At 72.2% G+C, this 23,148-nt stretch carries 18 protein-coding genes and 1 pseudogene; 15 read left to right on the top strand and 4 right to left on the bottom strand.

Translation table 11 applies throughout. From position 1 onward, the window contains the following. Positions 1-49 precede the first annotated feature (49 nt). Positions 50-1,711 (bottom strand): FAD-binding oxidoreductase, encoded by a 1,662-nt coding sequence (locus tag ACZ4VF_RS06595; RefSeq protein WP_467923516.1) that lies wholly within the window; start codon positions 1,709-1,711, stop codon positions 50-52. Between the two features lie 308 nt (positions 1,712-2,019). Between ACZ4VF_RS06595 and ACZ4VF_RS06590 the strand changes: the two genes are divergently transcribed. From ACZ4VF_RS06590 to ACZ4VF_RS06530, 13 genes and pseudogenes are all read left to right on the top strand, one after another. Continuing rightward, positions 2,020-2,778 (top strand): SDR family NAD(P)-dependent oxidoreductase, encoded by a 759-nt coding sequence (locus ACZ4VF_RS06590; protein ID WP_467923515.1) that lies wholly within the window; start codon positions 2,020-2,022, stop codon positions 2,776-2,778. Between the two features lie 56 nt (positions 2,779-2,834). Further along, a complete protein-coding gene (locus tag ACZ4VF_RS06585) occupies positions 2,835-3,746 on the top strand; it encodes a zinc-binding dehydrogenase (protein ID WP_467923514.1) in 912 nt (303 codons plus the stop codon). Positions 3,747-4,060: 314 nt separating this feature from the next. After that, positions 4,061-4,516, top strand: coding sequence for a flavin reductase family protein (locus ACZ4VF_RS06580; protein ID WP_467923513.1), 456 nt, complete (start codon positions 4,061-4,063; stop codon positions 4,514-4,516). An 8-nt stretch (positions 4,517-4,524) separates the two neighbouring features. Further along, positions 4,525-5,961, top strand: a complete 1,437-nt coding sequence (locus ACZ4VF_RS06575; protein ID WP_467923512.1) for an FAD-binding oxidoreductase — start codon at positions 4,525-4,527, stop codon at positions 5,959-5,961. 17 nt (positions 5,962-5,978) lie between these two features. Further along, entirely contained in the window at positions 5,979-7,181 is a 1,203-nt protein-coding gene (locus ACZ4VF_RS06570; protein ID WP_467923511.1) for an acyl-CoA dehydrogenase family protein, read from the top strand. A gap of 56 nt (positions 7,182-7,237) precedes the next feature. Next, positions 7,238-7,792 (top strand): cupin domain-containing protein, encoded by a 555-nt coding sequence (locus ACZ4VF_RS06565; protein WP_467923510.1) that lies wholly within the window; start codon positions 7,238-7,240, stop codon positions 7,790-7,792. A 41-nt stretch (positions 7,793-7,833) separates the two neighbouring features. Continuing rightward, positions 7,834-9,219, top strand: coding sequence for a class II 3-deoxy-7-phosphoheptulonate synthase (locus tag ACZ4VF_RS06560; protein ID WP_467923788.1), 1,386 nt, complete (start codon positions 7,834-7,836; stop codon positions 9,217-9,219). After that, complete coding sequence (gene aroH, locus ACZ4VF_RS06555) at positions 9,216-9,617, top strand: chorismate mutase (protein WP_467923509.1); 402 nt, start codon at positions 9,216-9,218, stop codon at positions 9,615-9,617. Before ACZ4VF_RS06560 ends, aroH begins: the two co-directional genes overlap by 4 nt. After that, positions 9,614-10,798: a prephenate dehydrogenase gene (locus ACZ4VF_RS06550; RefSeq protein WP_467923508.1), complete on the top strand. Its 1,185-nt coding sequence runs from the start codon at positions 9,614-9,616 to the stop codon at positions 10,796-10,798. Before aroH ends, ACZ4VF_RS06550 begins: the two co-directional genes overlap by 4 nt. A 34-nt stretch (positions 10,799-10,832) precedes the next feature. After that, positions 10,833-12,140 (top strand): 3-phosphoshikimate 1-carboxyvinyltransferase, encoded by a 1,308-nt coding sequence (gene aroA, locus ACZ4VF_RS06545; protein WP_467923507.1) that lies wholly within the window; start codon positions 10,833-10,835, stop codon positions 12,138-12,140. Then, complete coding sequence (aroC, locus tag ACZ4VF_RS06540) at positions 12,137-13,330, top strand: chorismate synthase (RefSeq protein WP_467923506.1); 1,194 nt, start codon at positions 12,137-12,139, stop codon at positions 13,328-13,330. The genes aroA and aroC overlap by 4 nt, the downstream gene beginning before the upstream one ends. Beyond that, positions 13,327-13,845: a shikimate kinase gene (locus ACZ4VF_RS06535; RefSeq protein WP_467923505.1), complete on the top strand. Its 519-nt coding sequence runs from the start codon at positions 13,327-13,329 to the stop codon at positions 13,843-13,845. Before aroC ends, ACZ4VF_RS06535 begins: the two co-directional genes overlap by 4 nt. A gap of 114 nt (positions 13,846-13,959) precedes the next feature. Next, positions 13,960-14,076: pseudogene (locus ACZ4VF_RS06530) on the top strand (IS5/IS1182 family transposase); the annotation flags it as partial. Between the two features lie 144 nt (positions 14,077-14,220). On the opposite strand, the gene ACZ4VF_RS06525 reads toward ACZ4VF_RS06530, so the two are convergent. Beyond that, positions 14,221-15,750, bottom strand: a complete 1,530-nt coding sequence (locus ACZ4VF_RS06525) for a helix-turn-helix domain-containing protein (protein ID WP_467923504.1) — start codon at positions 15,748-15,750, stop codon at positions 14,221-14,223. Positions 15,751-15,956: 206 nt separating this feature from the next. On the opposite strand from ACZ4VF_RS06525, the gene ACZ4VF_RS06520 reads away from it, so the two are divergent. Further along, entirely contained in the window at positions 15,957-16,649 is a 693-nt protein-coding gene (locus ACZ4VF_RS06520; RefSeq protein WP_467923503.1) for a hypothetical protein, read from the top strand. A gap of 222 nt (positions 16,650-16,871) precedes the next feature. Then, positions 16,872-19,667, top strand: a complete 2,796-nt coding sequence (locus ACZ4VF_RS06515; RefSeq protein ID WP_467923502.1) for an aconitate hydratase — start codon at positions 16,872-16,874, stop codon at positions 19,665-19,667. Positions 19,668-19,753: 86 nt separating this feature from the next. Here ACZ4VF_RS06515 and ACZ4VF_RS06510 read toward each other — a convergent pair whose 3' ends face one another. Continuing rightward, positions 19,754-22,447 carry a SpoIIE family protein phosphatase gene (locus ACZ4VF_RS06510; protein WP_467923501.1) on the bottom strand — a complete coding sequence of 898 codons (2,694 nt, stop codon included), beginning with the start codon at positions 22,445-22,447 and terminating at the stop codon, positions 19,754-19,756. Between the two features lie 109 nt (positions 22,448-22,556). After that, positions 22,557-22,679 carry a hypothetical protein gene (locus tag ACZ4VF_RS06505; RefSeq protein WP_467923500.1) on the bottom strand — a complete coding sequence of 41 codons (123 nt, stop codon included), beginning with the start codon at positions 22,677-22,679 and terminating at the stop codon, positions 22,557-22,559. Positions 22,680-23,148 lie beyond the last annotated feature (469 nt).

Below are 23,148 nucleotides of genomic sequence, written 5' to 3'. Positions count from 1 at the left end.
GGGCCAGTCGGCGCGGCCGCAGTCGGCCGCGCCCCTCGACCGCGGCGCGTCAGCGCCCTGTGGTGACGGAGAGCGAATGGTGGAAATAGTTCGATGGGTCCCAACGGCCCTTGATCTGCTGGAGCCTGCGGTAGTTGCCCTTGTAGAACAGCGCGTGCCAGGGCAGGTCGGAGCGGTTCTGGCGGGGGTCCGCCATGTCCGGGTCGGGGTAGTTGATGTAGCAGCCGTCGGTCACGCCGTCGATGCCGGGAACGCCCCCGGTCTCGGCGAAGACGTCCTGATACCAGTCGCGGATCCAGCGCATGTAGCGGGCGTCGTCCTTCGGCTGCGCCCAGATGTTCTGGAAGATCACCTTGAAGACGGAGTCCCGCTGCGCGCTGGCCGTGGCGTGCGGCCGCACCGAGTTGATCCGGCCGCCGAAGGACAGCAGCACCAGCGCGGTGTCCGGGTTGTCCAGCTCGGGGTCGGCCAGGAACCGGTACATCGACGCGGCCTGGTGGTCGGTGAAGTTCTTGCGGAAGTAGGCCGACTTCAGCCCCACCCGGGCGACCGGGTTGGCCCCCACCGGGTCCGGTGCGCCCAGCATCCGCGCCGCGGCCAGCCAGGGCAGCTGCATCGGACGGAACTGCCCGGGCATGGCGGCGAGTTCACCGCTCGGCCGCTCCATCGGCACGGGTTCGATGCCGGTGCCGTCGAGCAGCTCCTCCAGATACGCGTCGAGCAGCGCGCGGGAGCGGGGGATCGTCGCGTCGATCTGCGTGTAGAGGCTGAGCCGGCCGAACGCTTTGGCGTTGACGTTGAACAGGCTGCTCAGGTGACGGTACTCGTCGTCCGGGCCGCCGTGCCGCTCGTGCCAGGAACCGAAGTTCTTCAGCAGCCGGGTGAAGGACGCCTCGTCGAGCTGCTCCCAGGGGAAGTCGAGGGCGCTCGTCCACACGCGCGCGGGCGGGTTGACCAGCTGGTCGCCGGGCCGGCTGCCCCGCGCGTCCGGCGAGCGGAACCAGTACCGGGTCGCCAGGCCGAAGTTGCCGCCGCCGCCACCGGTGTGCGCCCACCACAGGTCGCGGTTCGGGTCGTTCTCCTCCCGGGTGGCGACCACCGTGCGCACCTTGCCATGCGCGTCCACGACGACGACTTCCACGGCGTAGAGGTGGTCGACGACCAGGCCGTAGGCCCGGGACAGCATGCCGTAACCGCCGCCCGAGACATGTCCGCCGGCGCCGACGCTGTGGCACACGCCCCCGGGAAGGGTGACGCCCCAGCCCTTGTACAGCGCCTCGTACACGTTGTAGAGGCGGGCGCCGGCGTCCACGTAGAAGGCGCGGAATTTCGGGTCGTAGCCGACGGCGGTCATCTCGGAGAAGTCCAGGATGACCTCGACCTCCGGATTGCAGGTGAAGTCCGCGACGCAGTGGCCGCCGCTGCGCACCGAGACCCGTTTGCCCGCCCGGAACGCCTCGCGCAGCGCTCTGGCGGCATCGGTGGTGGAGCGGATCATCTTGATGTACTCGGGACGCGCCACGAAGCGCTTGTTGATGCCGGTGGTCAGCATCTCGTAGCGCGGGTCGGCGGCGACGACCGTGGCGCCGACGCCGCCGGTCCCCGGGCCGGTCGCGGCGGCGGGCGGCGCGGCGGCCGCCAGGGCCGCGGTGCCGGCCACCGCGGCGCCGCCCGTCAGAACGGACCGGCGGCCGAGACGTGCAGATGACATGGTTCACCTCTTGGCTGGAGGAGTGGCTGAGGCCCGTGCCGGGAGAAAAGGGCCACGCATGAACGGCGGCCGGCCGGGGCACGGAAAGACACTAGATCCGCCCCGGCTCGAATACCACTGATGACATGAGTAGTCGACGCTACCCACCCCTACCGGATCGGGTAGAAAACCGCGCGCACAGCCGGATTCTGTTGAGGATTCCCGCGCACCGCTCCTAGGGTCGGGTCGGAAGGGCACCGCGGTCCGTACCGACCACCGCGGCGCTTTCTCGTCCGCCCCCGACACATCGAGAGAACGGGTCTGAGCGCATGGACATCGTCAGGAACCTCGTCGGCAGGACCGCGCTGATCACCGGAGGAAACCGGGGCATCGGCGCGGCGGTATCCCGGCGGCTCGCCGCGCACGGGGCCGATGTCGCGCTGACCTTCGCCCGGAACAAGGAGCAGGCGGAGGCCGTCGCCGAGGAGATCGGCCGCTCCACGGGCGTCCGGGTCCTGGCCGTGGCCGCCGACGCCGCCGACCCGGAGGCCGTCCGCGCGGCGGTGGACGGGGTGGCCCGCGAGTTCGGCGGCATCGACATCCTGGTCAACAACGCGGGATACATGGACATGTCGCTGCCGGCGCTGGAGGACACCTCACTGGAGGTGCTGGACCGCACGCTCGACGTCAACACGCGAGGCGCCTTCCTCACCGCGCAGGCCGCCGCCCGGCACATGGGCGAGGGCGGACGGATCGTCAACATCAGCAGCTGCCTGGCCACCCATGTCCCCGGCCCGGGCATGACCGCGTACGCCATGAGCAAGGCCGCGGTGCGCGGGCTCACCCTCGGGCTGGCCCGGGACCTGGGGCCGCGCGGGATCACCGTCAACGAGGTCGCCCCGGGCTCCATCGACACCGACATGAACCCGGCGGACGGCCCCTCCGCCGAGTACCAGCGCTCGCAGAACGTCTTCGGCCGCTACGGCACCGCCGACGAGATCGCCCACACCGTGGCCCACCTCGTCTCCCCCGGGGCCGCGTTCGTCACCGGCGCGTCGATCGCGGTGGACGGGGGATCCAACCTCTGACCGCCCGCCGCGAGAAGCCCGCCCGCCTGCGCCCCTCGACGGAAAAGAGTCAGCCCATGCGCGCTCTGGTCATCGACCGCACCGCCCCCGGCGGTCTGCGGCTCGCCGACGTCCCCGACCCGGTACCGGGACCCGACGAGGTCCTGGTCAGAATCGCCGCGACCTCCCTCAACCACGGGGAGCTGCCCCTGACCGGCAGCGCCGCCGCCGAGGAGGGCGCCGTGCCGGGCTGGGACGCCGCGGGCACCGTGGAGCGGCCCGCCGCGTCGGGCGCCGGACCCGCGGCGGGCGCCCGCGTCGTCACCTGGGGCTGGTCCGGCGGCTGGGCCGAGCTGCGCGCCGTACGCGTGGACGAGCTGGCGGTGCTGCCGGACGAGGTGGACTTCGTCCGGGCGGCCGCCCTGCCCGTCGCCGGCCTCACCGCGCTGCGCGCGCTGCGCCGGGCCGCGGTCGCGCCGGGTCACCGGGTCGCCGTCACCGGGGCCTCGGGCGGAGTGGGCCACTTCGCCGTGCAGCTCGCCCGGATCCAGGGCGCCGAGGTGGTGGCCGTGGTGGGCGACCCGGCGCGGGGGACGGGCCTGGCCGAACTGGGCGCCGGACAGGTGGTGACCGATCCGGCGGACATCGTGGCCCCGGTCGACGTCCTCCTCGACCAGGTCGGCGGCCCGCTGCTCGCCGGGCTCCTGGAGCGCATGGCCGACGACGGCACGGTGATCAGCATCGGGGCGGCCTCCGGCCTCGACACACCGCTCGCCCCGTACCGGCTGGTGGAGAAGCGGCTGACGCTCATCGGGATCCAGGCCGGCGGGCGCACCGGCGCCGACCTGGAGTACCTGGCCCGTCTCGTGGCCGAGGACCGGTTGCGGGTGAGCGCGAGCCGGGTGGCCGACTGGCGGGCGGCCGGCGAGCTGGCCGAGGAGGTGCTCGCCCGCCGGGTGCGGGGCAAGGCCGTACTGACCCTGTCCTGACCCCTCCGTCCCGCCTCCCTTTCCCTTTTATTCGTCTCCCTTTCTCCCGCTCTTCCCGTTGCCTTTCAGTGCGTCGCCGGAATTCCCGGCGGCGCACTTTTCTCTGCCCTCTTGTCCGGGCCGCCGGTTACTCATGCGAGTAGGCCGAGTAGCCGCACAATTACCCGGGTTATCAGTGGCTTTCGGCGGGATCGGGTGACTAGTTTGTTCCACAGAGCTTCTGGTCCGGCCGCCGAGTGAATCGAGTGCCAGTGTCCACGACGGTTTACCGCAATTCCCACCGTACAGATGTCCCCGAACCGGCAGCCGACGCCGTGGATCTGCGCTCGGCCATGCGGCTGTTCCCCACCGGTGTCGCGCTGTTGTGCACCGGCAGTGGCGAGCGGGCCGTCGGCATGACCATCAACGCGTTGATGTCCGTGTCGCTGGCGCCGCCCCGCATCCTGGTGAGCGTTCTGCACACGGCGCGCGCGCATCCCGTGCTGTGCGACAGCCGCTCCTTCTCCGTCCACCTCCTCAGCGACCGGCAGGCCGCGACCGCCGGGCTGTTCGCCTCGCGGGACAAGCCCTGCGGTCCCGAACTGGAGGCCCTGCTCGAACGGGAGGTGCTGTCCGTCGCACTCGCCACGCTGCGCTGCTCCGTCGAGCAGGTCTTCCAGGGCGGCGACCACAGCCTGTTCCTGAGCCGCGTGGAGTCCATCGAGCACGGCGAGGAGAGCGGCGAGCCGCTGCTCTTCCATCGCGGAACCCTCCGAACCACACATCAGTGAGGTGTCCCTTGTCTGTCCTTCCCGCGGGAGTTCCCGCCGAAGCGATACGGGCGGTCGGCGAGGAGTCGCAGCCCCTGCCACCCGGCGCCAACGTCAGCATGTTCACCCCCCGTGACGTCTACGGCGTCGTACGGCCGCGCACCGTCGAGGACGTGCGCGCCGTCGTGCGGGCCTTCGCCGGCACCGAGGGCGGCCCCCGCCTCCAGGCCATCAGCACCGGACGCAACTGGGGCCTGGGGTCGCGCGAACCGGCCCGCGACGGCGTGGTGACCCTCGAACTCCAGGCCCTGGACGCGGTCCGCGACCTGGACGTCGAAGGGGGCTGGGCGATCATCGAGCCCGGTGTCACCCAGCTGCGGCTGGCCGAACTGCTCGCCGACACCGACCGCATGCTGAACGTCACCGCCTCCTCCGGGCACACCAGCGTCCTCGGCAACATCGTCGACCGCGGCGTAGGCCTGCGCAGGCAGCGCACGCTTGACCTCGCCGGCCTGGAAGTGGTCTTGCCCGACGGCGAGTTGGTACGCGTGGGCTGGTGGCCCCACGGCGACCGGGCGGGCGCGGTCAACCCGCAGGGCCTGGGCCCCTCGACGCTGTCCCTGTTCACCCAGTCCGACCTCGGCATCGTCACGGCGGGCGTGGTCCGGCTCCTGCCGCGCCCCGAAGCCCAGCGCGTCCTGCGGCTCGGCTTCGGCCGCGACCAGCTGCCGCAGGCCATCGACGAACTGCGGCGCTGGACCGCGCAGGGCCTGGTCAGCGGGGTTCTCAAGGTCTACGACACCGTCTCCACCCAGTCCTACGGTGGCCTCGGCGACGCGTACGTGGCCCATGTGTGCGTCGACGGCACCGAGCGGTCCGTCGCCGCCGTCACGGAGGTCATCGAGGAAGAGGCCGCCCGCAGCGGGCTGTTCACCCCCGCGCAGCGCTCGGACGAGCATCCCCCCGCCCCCGACGACCTCGTCGCGCGTGCCGTGGAACGGCTTTACGCGGGAGACCCCTCGCACAACGAGGCCATGCTCCGGTCGGCCGTCGGCCAGGAGGCGGACCAGGTCGATGCCAAGGGCGGCGGCTGGCTGTTCTTCCTGCCGCTGGTTCCCTTCACCGGCCGCGCGGTCGCCCGCTCGCAGGAACTCCTCGCGCAGGTCCACGAGGAGACCGGCGTCCAGGCCGGCTCCACCATCAACGCCCTCGACCCGGACGTCATCGACCTCGTCGTCTCCTTCCGCTTCCCGCGCACCGAGGCCGACGCCGCACGGGCGCACCAGGCGCTCGACCGGACGTACGAGCTGTTCGCCGAGGCCGGCTTCCACCCGTACCGCCTCGACTCCGACCACCACCGATGGGTCGACCGGCTCTCCGTCGACCCCGCCGCGCGCGCCCTGGCCCGCCGGCTCAAGCAGACCCTCGACCCGCGCCAGGTCATCGCACCGGGCCGGTACGCCTGACCCCCACGGAGGACGATGTGACCCTCACCCAGCCGGCCCGGGCGGACGAGACCGCCCAGGTGCCCAACACCGCCGAGGACATCCTGCGACACGCCCGGGAGGCCGTGCCCTTCCTGCGGGAGCGGGCCGCCGACATCGAGGCCGCCCGCAGGCTTCCCGAGGACGTCGTCGCCCTGCTCCGCCGGGGCGGCGTGTTCCGCGCCGCCGTTCCCAAGGACCGCGGCGGCCCGGAGCTGACCTCGATGGAACAGACCGAGCTGATCGAGACCCTGGCCACCGGGGACGTCTCGACCGCCTGGTGCGCCATGATCGGCATGGACTCGGGGATCTACGCGGGCTATCTGGAGGAGGCCGCCGTCCGGGAGTTCTACGACGCCCCGGACACCCCCAACTCCGGCTGGATCCACCCGCAGGGCCGCGCCGAGCGCGTGCCGGGCGGCTACCGCGTCTCCGGCCACTGGCGGTTCGGCAGCGGCTCCACCCACTGCGAGGTGCTGGTCGCCGGATGCCGGGTCTTCCGGGACGGCGAGCCGGAGACCGACCCCGTCACCGGGGACCCCGTCCACTGGCGCGTCATGGTGGCCCGGCCCGGCCAGTACGAGATCGTGGACACCTGGCACACCACGGGACTGGCCGGCAGCGGTTCCTGCGACTACAAGGTGACCGATCTGTTCGTGCCGGAGGAACACTCCTTCTCCTTCCGCGTGCCGCGCCGCACCGGCCCCCTGCACGCCACGCCCGACGCCATCCTGCGCAAGATGTCCGGCGTCCCGCTGGGCATGGCCCGCGCCGCCCTCGACCACGTACGGGACCTCGCCCGCACCCGCGTCGACCGGGAGAGCGGCACGCCGTGGGCGGACAGCCCGCGGGTCCGATCCACCCTGGCCCGGGCGGAGATGGAGCTGGCCGCCGCCCGCGCCGGCGTCTACACCAGCCTCCAGGAGCAGTGGGCGGCCCTGGAGCGGGGCGACGAGACCACGGCCCGGCAGCGCACCGCCACCGCCCTGGCCCGCTACCACGCCTTCCGCACCGCCCGGACGATCGTCTCCGAGCTGTTCGACCTCGTGGGTGGCTCGTCCATCTACCGCGGGACGTCTCCGCTGGACCGCTGGCTGCGCGACGCCCACACCATGTGCCAGCACGCCGTCGCGCAGGACTCCATCCTCGAACTGACCGGGCAGGTCCTGCTGGGCGGGGAGTCCCGCAGCCCGTTCTTCTGACCGGCCCGCTCCCGGCGCCGAACGGTCCCACCGATTCCCCTCTCCAAGGACGGACAGTGTCACAGAGCACCACCACCAGCCCGCACCACCACCACGACGGTCACGACCACCAGCACGGGCAGCCGGAGCAGCCGGTCCGGGACGTCCTGCACGTCCCGGCGGGTGAGGGCCGGTCGGTCTGGCTGAGCGGCGACGTCTACACCGTCAAGCTGAGCCACGAGGAATCCGGCGGCTCCCTGACCTTCCTCGAGGCCTCCGTTCCGCCCGGCGGCGGACCGCCCCTGCACATCCACGCCGATGCGGACGAGGCGTTCTACCTGCTCTCCGGCGAACTGGACATCACCGCCCGGGGGCGCACCTACGCCGTACGGCCGGGGGACTTCGTGTTCATCCCGAAGGGCACCGCCCACCGGTTCCGCAACAACGGCATCCACACGGCACGCCAGTTGCTGCTGTTCAGCCCCTCCGGGGTCGACCGCTTCTTCCTGGAGGCGGGATCGCCCCCCGTGCCGGGCACACCGCCCCCGCCGCCCGAGGCCGAGGACCTGCCCACGGTCGTCGCCATCGGGGAGCGCCACCACCTGTTCCAGGCAGCGGAGGATCCCACGTGAGCACCCATCTGCTGGACCAGCCGCCGGCCGGCCTCGCCGACCTGGCCGTTCCGACCGACGGGCCGGCCGCACGGGCCAGGTACTCCTGGCGTGACCTGCCCGCGGCGCAGCAGCCCGAGTACCCCGACCCCGAGGCGCTGCGCGCGGTGATCGCGGACCTCGAGACCTTCCCGCCGCTCGTCTTCGCGGGCGAGTGCGACCAGCTGCGCGCCCGGATGGCGGCCGTCGCCAGGGGAGAGGCGTTCCTCCTCCAGGGCGGCGACTGCGCCGAGGCCTTCGACGCGGTGTCCGCCGACCACATCCGCAACAAGCTCAAGACGCTGCTCCAGATGAGTGCCGTCCTGACCTACGCGGCCTCCGTGCCGGTGGTGAAGGTCGGCCGGATCGCCGGGCAGTACTCCAAGCCCCGCTCCAAGCCGACCGAGACCCGCGACGGCGTGACGCTCCCGGTGTACCGGGGCGACTCCGTCAACGGCCTGGACTTCACGCCCGCATCCCGCATTCCGGATCCCGAGCGGCTCAAGCGCATGTACCACGCCTCGGCGTCGACGCTGAACCTGGTGCGCGCCTTCACCACCGGCGGGTACGCCGACCTGCGCCAGGTGCACGCCTGGAACCAGGACTTCGTGCGCACCTCGCGCTCGGGCCAGCGCTACGAGCAGCTCGCGCGGGAGATCGACAACGCGCTGAACTTCATGCGGGCCTGCGGCACCGACCCGGAGGAGTTCAAGACCGTCGAGTTCTTCTCCTCGCACGAGGCGCTGCTGCTGGACTACGAGTCCGCCCTGACCCGGGTCGACTCGCGCACCGGCAGGCTGTACGACGTCTCCGCGCACATGGTGTGGATCGGCGAGCGCACCCGGCAGATGGACGGTGCGCACATCGAGTTCGCCTCGCGGATCCGCAACCCGATCGGCATCAAGCTCGGCCCGACCACGACGGCCGAGGAGGCGCTGCGCTACATCGACCGTCTCGACCCCGAGCGGGAGCCGGGCCGGCTGACCTTCATCGTCCGCATGGGTGCCGGGAAGATCCGCGACAAGCTGCCCGAGCTGGTGGAGAAGGTCACGGCGTCCGGTGCCACGGTGGCCTGGGTGACCGACCCGATGCACGGCAACACCTTCGAGGCGGCCTCCGGGCACAAGACGCGCCGCTTCGACGACGTCCTCGACGAGGTCAAGGGCTTCTTCGAGGTGCACAAGGCGCTCGGCACCCACCCGGGCGGCATCCACGTGGAGCTGACCGGCGACGACGTCACCGAGTGCGTGGGCGGCGGCGACGAGATCTTCGTCGACGACCTGCACCAGCGCTACGAGACCGCCTGCGACCCCCGACTGAACCGCAGCCAGTCGCTGGACCTGGCGTTCCTGGTCGCCGAGATGTACTTCACCTCGGCGACGAAAGCGACGTCCGGGAGCGGGACATGACGCTGCGCGCGGTACGCGGCGCCGTCCAGATGGAACGGGACGAACCCGAGCTGCTGCACAGTCAGGTCGGCCGGCTGCTCAAGGAGATCATGGCGGCCAACGACCTGGTCCCGGACGACCTGGTCAGCATCGTCTTCACCGCCACCTCCGACCTGGTCAGCGCATTCCCCGCCGAGGCGGCCCGGGCCCTCGGCATGGTCGACGTGCCGCTGATGTGCGCCCGGGAGCTCGACGTACGCGGCGGGCTGCCGCGCACCGTGCGGATCCTGGCGCACGTCGAGACGGACCGCTCGCGGGCCGAGATCCAGCACGTCTACCTGGACGGCGCCGCCGTGCTGCGCCAGGACCTCGCCCGGCGCCCCGCCGGCGGCGGCCCGTCCGAAGGAGGGGCCCGGTGATCCGCACCCTGGCGGTCGTGGGGACGGGACTGATCGGCACCTCCGTGGGGCTGGCGATGAGCCGCCGCGGTGTCACGGTGCACCTGGTGGACCGTGATCCGTCGGCGGCCCGCACCGCGGCGGCGCTCGGAGCGGGCGTCGTCGACCCCCCCGCCGGGCCGGTCGACCTCGCCGTGCTCGCCGTACCGCCCCGCGCGATGGCCGGCGTGCTCGCCGAGCAGCACGCCCGGGGGCTCGCCCGGGCCTACACCGACGTCGCGAGCGTCAAGGCCCTCCCCGTGCACCAGGCGGCCGACGGCGTCGCCGCCGCCTGTTACGTGGGCGGCCACCCCATGGCCGGGCGCGAGCGATCCGGACCGCTGGCGGCGCGCGCCGACCTCTTCGAGGGCCGCCCGTGGGTGCTCACCCCCTCACCGAGCACGTCCCAGACCGTGCTCAACCTGGCCCTGGAACTGGTCGCCCTGTGCGGGGCGACGCCACGCGTCATGGACGGCGAGGCACACGACCGGGCGGTGGCGCTCACCTCGCACACCCCCCATCTGATGGCGAGCCTGCTCGCCGCCCGCCTCCTGCACGCGACGCCGGACGCCCTGCGGCTCGCCGGACAGGGGCTGCGCGACACCGTCCGGGTCGCCGGCGGTGATCCCGGGCTGTGGGCCGACATCCTCTGCAGCAACGCCGCACCGGTCGTCCAGGTGCTGCGGGAGGTCGAGAAGGACCTCACGGAACTCCGCACCGCCCTGGAGCACCTCGCACAGCACGCTGATCCTCAGTCGGCCGCCGGACGCCGGGTGCTGGAACTGCTCGAACGCGGTGTGACGGGGCTGCGGGCCATCGGGCCGCCGCCCGCCCACCGGTCCGCCGCACGGCGGCCGTTCCGGGTGACCGTGGGCGAACGCCCCGGCGAGCTGACCCGGTTGCTCGACATCCTCGCCGAGCACGACATGGCAGCGCACGACGTGACCACCATTGCCACGCCGGAACACAGTGGTGTGACGGTGGAGTTCACGGCCGCCGCCGGTGTCTTCGCGGAACTGCGCCGCCGGACGGCGGAGCAGGGCTGGCACCTGGAGGACGGCTGCGCCGCTCCGCAGCGGCGCCTGCAGCCGTCCCACACCGGCCGCCGGCGGGACGAGGAGACCGTCCCGGCCGGGCGGGTCGCCTCCCTGCCCGGCGTCTGAACCCGCTTGTCCTGATGACCGATGGAGAACGACCATGACCGCAGCCGACATCGCCCCACCGCGCAGCCAGGCGCGGATCCCGGGCTCGAAGAGTCTCACCAACCGCGCTCTGCTGCTGGCCGCCGCGGCCAGGGGCGTCAGCAGGGTGTGGGGGCCGCTGGTCAGTGACGACACCCGCGCGTTCCGCGCGGCGCTGACCGCCTGCGGCGTCGGGCTGCGCGACGCCGCGCCGGCCGGATTCTGGGAGGTGACCGGCCGGGGCAGCGGGCCGGTGGGACAGGCCCGCCTGTGGTGCTCGGACGCGGGCACGGCGGCCCGTTTCCTGCCGCCCTACGCCGCCACGGGCAGCGGCACGTTCCTGTTCGACGGCTCGGATCAGTTGCGCGCCCGGCCACAGCGGCCGTTGGCGACGGCGCTGCGCCGCCTCGGCGCCCACGTCGAGACGGGGCCCGGTGACGGGCTTCCGCTGCTGGTCTGCGCCGCCGGGCTGACCGGCGGCGAACTGACGGTGGACTCGTCCATGAGCAGCCAGTACCTCAGCGGACTGCTGATGGCCGCCCCGCTCATGCGGCACGGTCTGCTGGCCCGGGCCGAGAAACTGGTCAGCAGCCCGTACGTCGGCATGACCGTGAGTCTCATGCGCCGCTTCGGCGCACAGGTGGAGGAGACGGCCGACGGCGGCCTCCGCGTCGGGCCCGGCGGGTACACGGCCACCGACCTGGTGATCGAGCCGGACGCCTCCACCGCGTCGTACGTGTTCGCCGCCGCGGCGGTCACGGGCCGGACGATCACCGTGCCGGGCCTCACCGCGGGCAGTCTCCAGGGCGATCTGCGGTTCCTTGAGACCCTGGAGAAGGTGGGTGCACAGGTCACCGTGACGGACAGCGCCGCGAGCGTGACCGGCACCGGCCGGCTCCGGGGCGGCTTCACCGTCGACATGGGGGACTTTTCCGACACCTTCATGACGCTCGCCGCGATCGCGCCCCTGGCGGACGCCCCCATCACGATCCACGGGATCGGCCACGCCCGGCTGAAGGAGTCCGACCGCATCGCGGCCGTCGCCCGCAACCTGAGGGCCTGCGGCATCGACACCGCCCAGGGCGAGGACTGGATCACCGTGTTCCCCGGCCCGCTCCGCCCGGCGCGCATCGTCTGCCACCGCGACCACCGCATCGCGATGGCCTTCTCCGTCCTCGGCCTCGCTGCTCCGGGCACGATCACCCTGGGCGACCCGGACTGCGTGGCCAAGACGTTCCCCGGCTTCCACACGGAGATGCACCGCCTCTTCCCGGCCTACGAACTCCCCTCCAGCGGCCCCCGATCCGCCGGGGAGGACGTGTGAGTGCCCCCGGAAGGCTGCGTTGGCTGACGGCGGGGGAGTCGCACGGGCCCGCGCTCGTCGCCACCCTGGAGGGTCTTCCCGCCGGCGTGCCGATCACCACGGAGATGGTGGCCGACCACCTGGCCCGGCGACGGCTGGGGTACGGCCGTGGTGCCCGGATGAAGTTCGAGCGGGACGAGGTCACCTTCCTCGGAGGTGTCCGGCACGGCCTCACTCTCGGCTCCCCGGTGGCGGTCATGGTGGGCAACACGGAGTGGCCGAAGTGGGAGCAGGTCATGGCAGCCGACCCGGTCGACCCCGCCGAACTGGCCGAGCTGGCGCGCAACGCGCCGCTGACCCGCCCCAGGCCCGGGCACGCGGACCTGGCCGGTATGCAGAAGTACGGCTTCGACGAGGCGCGGCCGGTTCTGGAGCGGGCCTCGGCGCGGGAGACCGCGGCACGGGTGGCGCTGGGTGCGGTGGCGCGGTCGTACCTGAAGGAGACGGCCGGTGTCGAGATCGTCTCGCACGTGGTGGAGCTGGCGGCGACGAAGGCCGCGGACGGCGTGTACCCGACCCCTGCGGACGTCGAGAAGCTGGACGCCGACCCGGTGCGCTGCCTGGACCCGGACGCCTCGAAGGCGATGGTCGCCCGGATCGACCAGGCCCACAAGGACGGGGATACGCTCGGCGGTGTGGTCGAGGTGCTGGCGTACGGCGTGCCGGTGGGCCTCGGCTCGCACGTGCACTGGGACCGGCGGCTGGACGCGCGCCTCGCGGCGGCCCTCATGGGCATCCAGGCGATCAAGGGCGTCGAGGTCGGCGACGGCTTCGATCTGGCCCGGGTGCCCGGTTCGCAGGCCCACGACGAGATCCTCACCACCGACGAGGGCGTCAAGCGGGCCACGGGGCGTTCGGGTGGTACGGAGGGCGGTCTATCCACCGGTGAGCTGCTGCGGGTGCGGGCGGCGATGAAGCCGATCGCCACCGTGCCACGTGCGCTGCGGACGGTGGACGTCGCCACGAGTGAGCCCGCGCAGGCCCACCACCAGCGTTCCGACGTGTGCGCCGTCCCCGCGGCCGGCATCGTCGCCGAGGCCATGGTGGCCCTGGTCCTCGCCGACGCCGTCGCGGAGAAGTTCGGCGGGGACAGCGTCCCCGAGACCCGCCGCAACGTCCGCTCCTACCTCGAGAACCTGCCGATCCGATGAGCACCGTGCCGCTGGTCGTGCTGGTCGGGCCGATGGGCGTGGGCAAGTCCACGGTCGGGCGGTTGCTGGCCGACCGGCTGGGGGTCGGCTACCGCGACTCCGACGACGACATCGTGGCCGAGCAGGGCCGCGCCATCTCGGAGATCTTCGTGAAGGAGGGCGAACCGGCCTTCCGTGCCCTGGAGAAGGAGGCGGTGCGGCGGGCGGTCGCCGAACACGGGGGCGTCCTCGCGCTCGGCGGCGGCGCGATCCTCGACGCCGACACCCGTGCCCTCATCGCCGCGTTGCCCGTGGTCTACCTCTCGATGGACGTCGAGGAAGCCGTCAAGCGCACGGGCCTGAAGGCGGCTCGCCCGCTGCTCGCGGTCGATCCGGACACGCGGTGGCGGGAGCTGATGGAGGAGCGGCGGCACCTGTACGAAGAGGTGGCCACCGCGGTGGTGGCCACCGACGGCCACACGCCCGAGGAAGTGGCCCAAGCCGTCCTGGCCGCAGTGCGGTTGCAGGAAGCGTGAGGTCGGCGGCACCGCCGGCAGCGACCCGCACGAGTTCCTGTCGTGCCGCCAACTCCCCGACACGCGGTGGATCCCGGCCAGGGAGCCCACCGCCCACGCCTGACCAGATGAGCCGTCGACCTGCTCGCCGAACGTGCACCGGGCCCGTCGACGACGCTGCGCGAGCACGGACCCGACTCCGTCCCGCGCGACGGCACCCTCGCCGAGTGCGACCGCGCCGGCGCCGGCCGGCCGGCCCGAAAGCCCCCAGGCGTGCGCGCGACCGTCGGCGCCGACTCGAAGTCCCCGAGGAGTCCCAGGGGCGCCACCACCTCCCTCTCACGCCGCCTTTGTGCAGGTGAGAGGGGGGCGTGGCGGCAGTTCCTCGTAAGGCTTTCAGATGTCCCGGAAGATCTCGATCTGCGCCCCGATGGAGTTCAGGCGTTCGGCGAGGTCCTCGTAACCGCGGTTGATGACGTACACGTTGCGCAGCACCGAGGTGCCCTCGGCCGCCATCATCGCCAGCAGGACGACCACCGCGGGACGCAGGGCCGGCGGGCACATCATCTCGGCGGCGCGCCAGCGGGTCGGGCCCTCGACCAGCACCCGGTGCGGGTCCAGCAGCTGGAGCCGGCCGCCGAGGCGGTTGAGGTCGGTCAGGTAGATGGCCCGGTTGTCGTACACCCAGTCGTGGATGAGCGTCTTGCCCTGCGCGGTGGCCGCGATGGCCGCGAAGAACGGGACGTTGTCGATGTTCAGGCCCGGGAAGGGCATGGGGTGGATCTTGTCGATCGGCGCTTCGAGCTTGGAGGGGCGGACCGTGAGGTCGACCAGCCGGGTGCGGCCGTTGTCCGCGCAGTACTCGGGGCTGCGGTCGTGGTCGAGCCCCATCTCCTCCAGGACCGCAAGCTCGATCTCCAGGAACTCGATGGGCACCCGGCGGACCGTCAGCTCCGACTCGGTCACCACGGCGGCGGCCACCAGGCTCATCGCCTCGACCGGGTCCTCCGAGGGGGAGTAGTCCACGTCGACGTCGATGTTCGGCACGCCGTGCACGGTGAGCGTGGTGGTGCCGATGCCCTCCACCTTGACGCCCAGCGCCTCCAGGAAGAAGCACAGGTCCTGGACCATGTAGTTGGAGGAGGCGTTGCGGATGACCGTGACGCCGTCGTGCCGCGCGGCGGCCAGCAGCGCGTTCTCGGTCACGGTGTCGCCGCGCTCGGTCAGCACGATCGGCCGGTCGGGGCGGACCGAGCGGTCCACCCGGGCGTGGTACTGGCCCTCGGTGGCCGCGACGTCGAGACCGAACCGGCGCAACGCGATCATGTGCGGCTCGATGGTCCGCGTACCCAGGTCGCAGCCGCCGGCGTACGGGAGCTTGAAGTGGTCCATGCGGTGCAGCAGCGGGCCGAGGAACATGATGATGGAGCGGGTGCGGACGGCGGCCTCCGCGTCGATGGCGCCCATCTCCAGCTCGGCGGGCGGGACCAGTTCCAGGTCGACCCCGTCGTTGATCCAGCGGGTGCGCACGCCGATGGAGTTGAGCACCTCCAGCAGGCGGTACACCTCCTCGATCCGTGCCACCCGGCGCAGCACCGTGCGTCCCTTGTTCAGCAGGGAGGCGCACAGCAGGGCCACGCAGGCGTTCTTGCTGGTCTTGACGTCGATGGCGCCGGACAGGCGGCGGCCGCCGACCACGCGCAGATGCATCGGACCCGCGTAGCCCAGCGACACGATCTCGCTGTCCAGGGCCTCACCGATGCGGGCGATCATCTCAAGGCTGATGTTCTGGTTGCCGCGCTCGATGCGGTTGACCGCGCTCTGGCTGGTTCCGAGCGCCTCCGCCAGTTGCGTCTGAGTCCAGCCCCGGTGCTGCCGGGCGTCACGGATGAGCTTGCCGATGCGTACGAGGTAGTCGTCTGACATGAGGTTGAGGTTATCTCAGATATGAGATGGTGCCCGTCAGGGGGTCCATTCGGGTGATGCCGGTGACGGTCCGTCAGCGGCGTTGTGTGCAATGAGGCATGGGTACCCGGAAAGATCCGGGCAAATCGCCCGATGTCCAGGGTGTTCGCCCACTCAGGCAACCCCCTGTCGCCTGTGTCCCTCTGAGACCTCGAAGGGGGATACACATGAGGACCAGGACAAGTCGGTACGTCGTCGCCGCGTTGCTCGCCGGCTGCTGCGCGCTCGTCTCCTGCGGTGCGGAGCGTACGGGCGCGGCGGGCGGCGGCGGACCGTCGTCGCGGCCCTCCGCGTCCGGGAAACGGTGCGACGTCGCGCCGCCCTCGGACTACACGGGGGACGACATCTCGGACGCCCCGTCCGTCGGCCGGGGCTCTTCGGACGGGGCGGGGGACACCGCGCGCGACGACCGGGAGCCGTCCGGTCCGACGTCCCGCGACGACCGGACGGGGCCCGATCTCACCAGTGAGACCGGGAGCCCGCCCGGAGACGGCACGGAGGAGACGGGGGACACGGACGACACGGAGGACACGGAGGACACGACCGGGGACGGCTGGCGGGTCCCGTCGGACGGCCACCCGTGGTACTCGATGGCCCGGGAGTTCCGCGCCTACCTGAAGACGAGCGCCTCGAAGGCGGACGTCGCCGTCGCCGCCCACGTGGAGGGGGTCTGCGTCCGCGCGGCCGACAGCGACGGCCGTACGGTCTCCGACGTCTGGGTCGACTACGGCGTGTGGGAGGACGACGGGCTGGAGCGCGCCGCCAGGGTCTTCGCCCGCTGGCGGAAGTCCGTCTACGGCGACCACGGCAGCGTGACGGTCATGGCTCCCGCCAAGATGACCGCCGAACGCAGCTGGTAGCCGCCGCCCGGCCCGGCCCGGAGTGCGCGCCGGGCCGGGTCGGGCATGACCAGTCGGCGCCCATGTACTAGTGTTATCTCGACATCGAGATATCTGCCGAGGCGCACCGTGGTCGCCACACCAGTAAGGCATGCCTAACTTAGCCTGGCCTTAGTGGTTCGGCCAAGCCGGCGTGGCGGCACGATTGACGGTGGTACGCGCACATCAATGAAGGAGACTGTCGTGTCGGCGAACAGCTTCGACGCCCGCAGCACGCTGCAGGTGGGCGACGAGTCGTACGAGATCTTCCGGCTGGACAAGGTGGAGGGCTCCGCTCGCCTGCCGTACAGCCTCAAGGTCCTGCTGGAGAACCTGCTCCGCACGGAGGACGGCGCGAACATCACCGCCGACCACATCCGCGCCCTCGGCACCTGGGACTCGCAGGCCCAGCCCTCCCAGGAGATCCAGTTCACGCCGGCCCGCGTGATCATGCAGGACTTCACCGGCGTGCCCTGCGTCGTGGACCTCGCCACCATGCGTGAGGCCGTGAAGGAGCTCGGCGGCGACCCCGCCAAGATCAACCCGCTGGCGCCGGCCGAGCTGGTCATCGACCACTCCGTCATCGCCGACAAGTTCGGCACGAACGACGCCTTCAAGCAGAACGTCGAGCTGGAGTACGGCCGCAACAAGGAGCGCTACCAGTTCCTGCGCTGGGGCCAGACCGCCTTCGACGAGTTCAAGGTCGTCCCGCCGGGCACCGGCATCGTCCACCAGGTGAACATCGAGCACCTGGCCCGTGTCGTGATGGTCCGCGACGGCAAGGCCTACCCGGACACCCTGGTCGGCACCGACTCGCACACCACCATGGTCAACGGCCTCGGCGTCCTCGGCTGGGGCGTCGGCGGCATCGAGGCCGAGGCCGCCATGCTCGGCCAGCCGGTCTCCATGCTCATCCCGCGCGTCGTCGGCTTCAAGCTCACCGGTGAGCTGCAGCCCGGCACCACCGCCACCGACCTCGTGCTCACCATCACCGAGATGCTGCGCAAGCACGGTGTGGTCGGCAAGTTCGTCGAGTTCTACGGCGAGGGCGTGGCCGCCACCTCCCTGGCCAACCGCGCCACCATCGGCAACATGTCCCCGGAGTTCGGCTCCACCGCCGCGATCTTCCCGATCGACGACGAGACCCTGAACTACCTGCGTCTGACCGGTCGCTCCGAGCAGCAGGTCGCCCTGGTCGAGGCCTACGCCAAGGAGCAGGGCCTCTGGCTGGACCCGGCCGCCGAGCCCGACTTCTCCGAGAAGCTGGAGCTCGACCTCTCCACGGTCGTCCCCTCCATCGCCGGCCCCAAGCGCCCGCAGGACCGCATCGTCCTCGCCGAGGCCGCCCAGCAGTTCGCCAAGGACGTCCTCAACTACGTCGAGGCGCCCGTCGCCCAGACCCCGGACGCCGCCGCCTCCCCGGTCGACGAGGCCAGCGCCGAGTCCTTCCCGGCCTCCGACGCCCCGGCCTACGGCCACCAGGAGAACGGCGCCGGCGCCCCGCAGCACGGCCAGGGCACCGGTTCCGTCCCGTCCAACCCGGTCACCGTGACCGCCCCCGACGGCACCTCGTACGAACTGGACCACGGTGCGGTGACGGTCGCGGCCATCACCTCCTGCACCAACACCTCCAACCCGTACGTCATGGTCGCCGCCGCGCTGGTGGCCAAGAAGGCGGTCGAGAAGGGCCTGACCCGCAAGCCGTGGGTCAAGACGACCCTCGCCCCGGGCTCCAAGGTCGTCACCGACTACTTCGAGAAGGCGGGCCTCACCCCGTACCTCGACAAGGTCGGCTTCAACCTCGTCGGCTACGGCTGCACCACCTGCATCGGCAACTCCGGCCCGCTGCCGGAGGAGGTCTCCAAGGCCGTCAACGACCACGACCTCGCGGTCACCTCGGTCCTCTCCGGCAACCGGAACTTCGAGGGCCGTATCAACCCCGACGTCAAGATGAACTACCTGGCGTCCCCGCCGCTGGTCGTCGCCTACGCCCTCGCGGGCTCCATGAAGGTGGACATCACCCGGGACGCCCTGGGCACCGACCAGGACGGCAACGACGTCTTCCTGAAGGACATCTGGCCCTCCGAGGCCGAGGTCAACGAGGTCGTCGCCAGCGCCATCGGCGAGGACATGTTCTCCAAGTCCTACCAGGACGTCTTCGCGGGCGACGCCCAGTGGCAGTCCCTGCCGGTCCCGACCGGCAACACCTTCGAGTGGGACGCCGAGTCCACCTACGTCCGCAAGCCCCCGTACTTCGAGGGCATGGGCATGGAGCCGGCCCCGGTCGAGGACATCGCCGGCGCCCGCGTCCTCGCCAAGCTGGGCGACTCGGTCACCACCGACCACATCTCCCCGGCCGGTGCGATCAAGGCCGACACCCCGGCCGGCAAGTACCTCACGGAGCACGGCGTCGAGCGCCGCGACTTCAACAGCTACGGCTCCCGCCGCGGCAACCACGAGGTCATGATCCGCGGTACGTTCGCCAACATCCGCCTGCGCAACCAGATCGCGCCGGGCACCGAGGGCGGCTACACCCGCGACTTCACGCAGGACGGCGGCCCCGTCTCCTTCATCTACGACGCCTCCCAGAACTACCAGGCCGCCGGCATCCCGCTGGTCGTCCTGGCGGGCAAGGAGTACGGCTCCGGCTCGTCCCGCGACTGGGCGGCCAAGGGCACCGCGCTCCTCGGCGTCAAGGCCGTCATCGCCGAGTCGTACGAGCGCATCCACCGCTCCAACCTCATCGGCATGGGCGTCCTGCCGCTGCAGTTCCCGGAGGGCCAGTCGGCCGAGTCCCTCGGCCTGACCGGCGAGGAGACCTTCTCCATCTCCGGCGTCACCGAGCTGAACGACGGCACCACGCCGCGCACGGTCAAGGTCACCACCGACACCGGTGTCGAGTTCGACGCGGTCGTCCGCATCGACACCCCCGGTGAGGCCGACTACTACCGCAACGGCGGCATCATGCAGTACGTGCTGCGCAACCTGATCCGCAAGTAGACGGCGGCGCACAGCGGCTCAGGGCCGCGCCCCCCGGCACCGGGGGGCGCGGCCCTTCGCCGTGGCCCCGTGCCGTGGGGCCCCGCTCACTCGCCCAGCAGCGCGCCGAGGTCCGGCACCGCCAGCTCCGCCCAGATCACCTTGCCGTGCGGGGTGTACCGGGTGCCCCAGCGTTCGGACAGCTGGGAGACGAGGAACAGGCCGCGGCCGCCCTCGTCGGTCGTCCCGGCGTACCGCAGGTGCGGGGAGGTGCTGCTGCCGTCGGCGACCTCGCAGATCAGCGTGCGGTCGTGGATGAGCCGCACATGGACCGGATCGGAGCCGTAGCGGATCGCGTTGGTGATCAGCTCGCTCAGCACGAGTTCCATGCCGAAGCCCAGCTCGGACAGCCCCCACTCGTCCAGCTTGGCGGAGACGGCGCCGCGCATCCCCGACACCGCGGCCGGGTCGCGCGGCACGTCCCAGTCGGCGACGCGGTCGGCGGGCAGCACCCGGGTGCGCGCCACGAGCAGCGCGACGTCGTCCCCGGGGCGCTCGGGCAGCAGCTGCTCCAGCACCGCCCCGCAGGTCTCCTCCGGGGACCGGCCGGGGTGGCCCGCCAGGGCCCGGCGCAGCAGCTCCATGCCCTCGTCGAGGTCACGCCTGCGGTCCTCGATCAGACCGTCGGTGTACAGGACCAGCTGGCTGCCCTCGGCCAGCTCCAGCTCGGCCGTCCGGAACGGCAGGCCGCCCAGGCCCAGCGGAGGCCCGGCCGGCAGGTCGGGGAAGGTGGCGCTGCCGTCGGGGTGGACCAGCGCGGGCGCCGGATGACCGGCCCGCGCCATGACGCAGCGGCGCGTCACCGGGTCGTAGATCGCGTACAGACAGGTCGCGCCGACGATCTCCCCGGCCGTCTCCGGGCAGGCCTCGTCCTGGTCGATGCGGCCGACCAGGTCGTCCAGGTGCTGGAGCAGTTCGTCGGGCGGCAGGTCCAGGGTGGAGAAGTTGTGCACCGCGGTCCGCAGCCGCCCCATCGTCGCGGCGGCGTGCAGCCCGTGCCCCACCACGTCACCGACGGCCAGGGCCACCCGGCCCCCGGGCAGCGGGATCACGTCGAACCAGTCCCCGCTCACTCCCGACTGCGCCGGCAGGTAGCGGTAGCCGACGTCCAGGGCGCTCTGCTCGGGCAGGGCCCGCGGCAGCAGACTGCGCTGCAGGGTGACGGCGAGGGCGTGCTCGCGGGTGTAGCGGCGCGCGTTGTCGATGCTGACCGCGGCCCGGGCCACCAGCTCCTCCGCCAGGGACAGCTCCTCGTCGTCGAAGGGCTCCCGTTTCGAGCGCCAGAAGTTGGCCATGCCCAGGACGACACCCCGGGCCCGGATGGGCGCCGCGATGAGCGAGTGGATGCCGTACTCCAGGATCTGCCGGGTCCGCTCGGGGTCCTGGGCCCGCCAGCCCTCCGCGCCCGCAAGGTCGGTCACCAGTTCGGAGCGGCCGGCGCCGTAGCCGCGGGCCTGCGGGGTGGACGGCAGGAAGTCGATCAGCCGGCCCTGCTCGTAGAGCGGGTGGTCGTCCCCGATGCCGGCCACGGCGACCCGCCGCATGTCCGTGGCCGTCGGAGCCGGCTCCTCGCCGTGCAGCACGGCGTCGGCCAGGTCGACGGTGATGAAGTCGGCGAACCGCGGTACGGCGACCCGGGCCAGCTCGTCGGCCGTGCGGACCACGTCCAGCGTGGTGCCGACGGCCAGGCCGGCGTCGTAGAGCAGCTCCAGCCGCTCCCGGGCGGCCTCGGCCCGGCCGGACACCGCCTGGAGCTCGGTGGAGTCGCGCAGCGTGACGACGGTGCCGCCGGGGCCGCCCGCGCGGTCCGTGGGCCGCTGGTTGACCGCCAGCAGCCGGCCCTTGGCGAAGTGCACCTCGTCGCTGGCCGGTCGCCCGGAGACGAGCAGGTCCGCCGTCGCGGGGTCGAGATCCGGCAGCGCGCGCACGTCGCGTCCCTCGGCGTCGGCGGGCAGCTCCAGCAGGCGCCGGGCCTCGTCGTTGACGAGGAGCAGCCGGCCGTCGGCACCGACGATGAGGACGCCCTCCCGCACCGAGTGCAACACCGTGTCGTGGTGCTCGTACATGCGGGTCATCTCGTCCGGTGCCAGGCTGTGGGTCTGCCGCCGCAGCCTGCGCCCCACCAGGGCCGTACCGCCGGTCGAGAGCAGCAGCGCGCCGCACCCGGCGCCCAGGATGATCGGCAGCTGCCGGTTCAGCTCGCTGGTGACGTGCTTGACCTTCAGTCCGGCGGAGACCAGTCCGACCACCCGGCCGCTGCTGTCGTCCACCGGCACGATGGCCTGCACCTCGTGGCCCAGCGGACCGTGCACGCTCTCCGTGTAGACCTTGCCGTGCAGCGAGGGCTCGATGGTGCCCACGAACCGCTTGCCGATCCGGCTGGGCATCGGGTGGGTGTAGCGGATGCCGTGGGTGTCCATGACGACGATGAAGTCGACCCCCGAGGATTTGCGGGCGCTCTCGGTCAGCGGCTGGAGGACCTTGGACGGGTCGGGGCTGCGCAGGGCCTCCACCACCCCCGGAGCGTGGGCGAAGGTCTCCGCGACGGCTATGGACCGGCGCTTGGCCTCGGTGGTGGTGTCCCGCTTCGACTGCAGGAAGAGGGCGAGGACGGCGCCGAGCACGAGCAGCACGACCAGCGCGGCCTGGAGCAGGAACACCTGCCCGGCGACGCTGCGGGGGCTCTTTCCGATCACAGTGCGCCACGCGAGACGCCTGAATCGAACAGATGCGTCCGACATGCGGTATTTGTAGCACCGGTGTTTTCCATGTGGCTATGGTCCGTCCACGAGATGGACACGGGGACTGCCGCCGGGTGCCGGGTGTCCGGCGTCCGTGCCTCGTCCATTGTCAGCCCGCTTCCGGCTTGTCGCCGTAGACGGTTTCGGCGTCCACCAGGGCGGCGCCCCGGCCGGTTCCCGCCGCCTCGCCGCCGTGCTGCCCGGTCCGGCCGGTCCGCGGCCCTTCCCGCATCGCTGAACCGATCCTCCGCGCTGTCTGCGCGGTCTGCGCGGCACGGTCCGGTGCCTGCCGGATCGCCGCGGTGTCCTCCCGCGCCGGCCGCTGCCGTCGGCACGGAGGCCGTCGTACCGGGGTCGACACCCACCGGACGCGCCATCGCCCTGCGCCCTCCGATCTCCGCCCCGCCCGTCACCGCATGTCCCACCCTCCGGGTTCCCGGTGCGGCACACCCGCCCACAGGAAAGTCAGGTGAATCTCGGCGCGGTGCCTCCGGTCGACCCGGGCTCCGAGATCCGGGCCCGGGTCCCCGGCACCGGCCGCCGGGGGCCGGCCCGCTCCCGGCGGGCACGTCGGGCGGCACGTCGTCAGCCCGGCGGCTCGACCCCGCCGCGAGGCCTCCGGAGCGGCGACGCCACGGCACCGGCCGGGGTGTGAGGATCCGCATCGGCCGGGGTGTGAGGGTCCGCATCGGCCGGGGTGT

This window comes from Streptomyces sp. NPDC029151 (assembly GCF_055564315.1).
The sequence above is the reverse complement of the archived record's forward strand: the minus strand, read 5'-3'. Positions and strand labels throughout refer to the sequence as shown.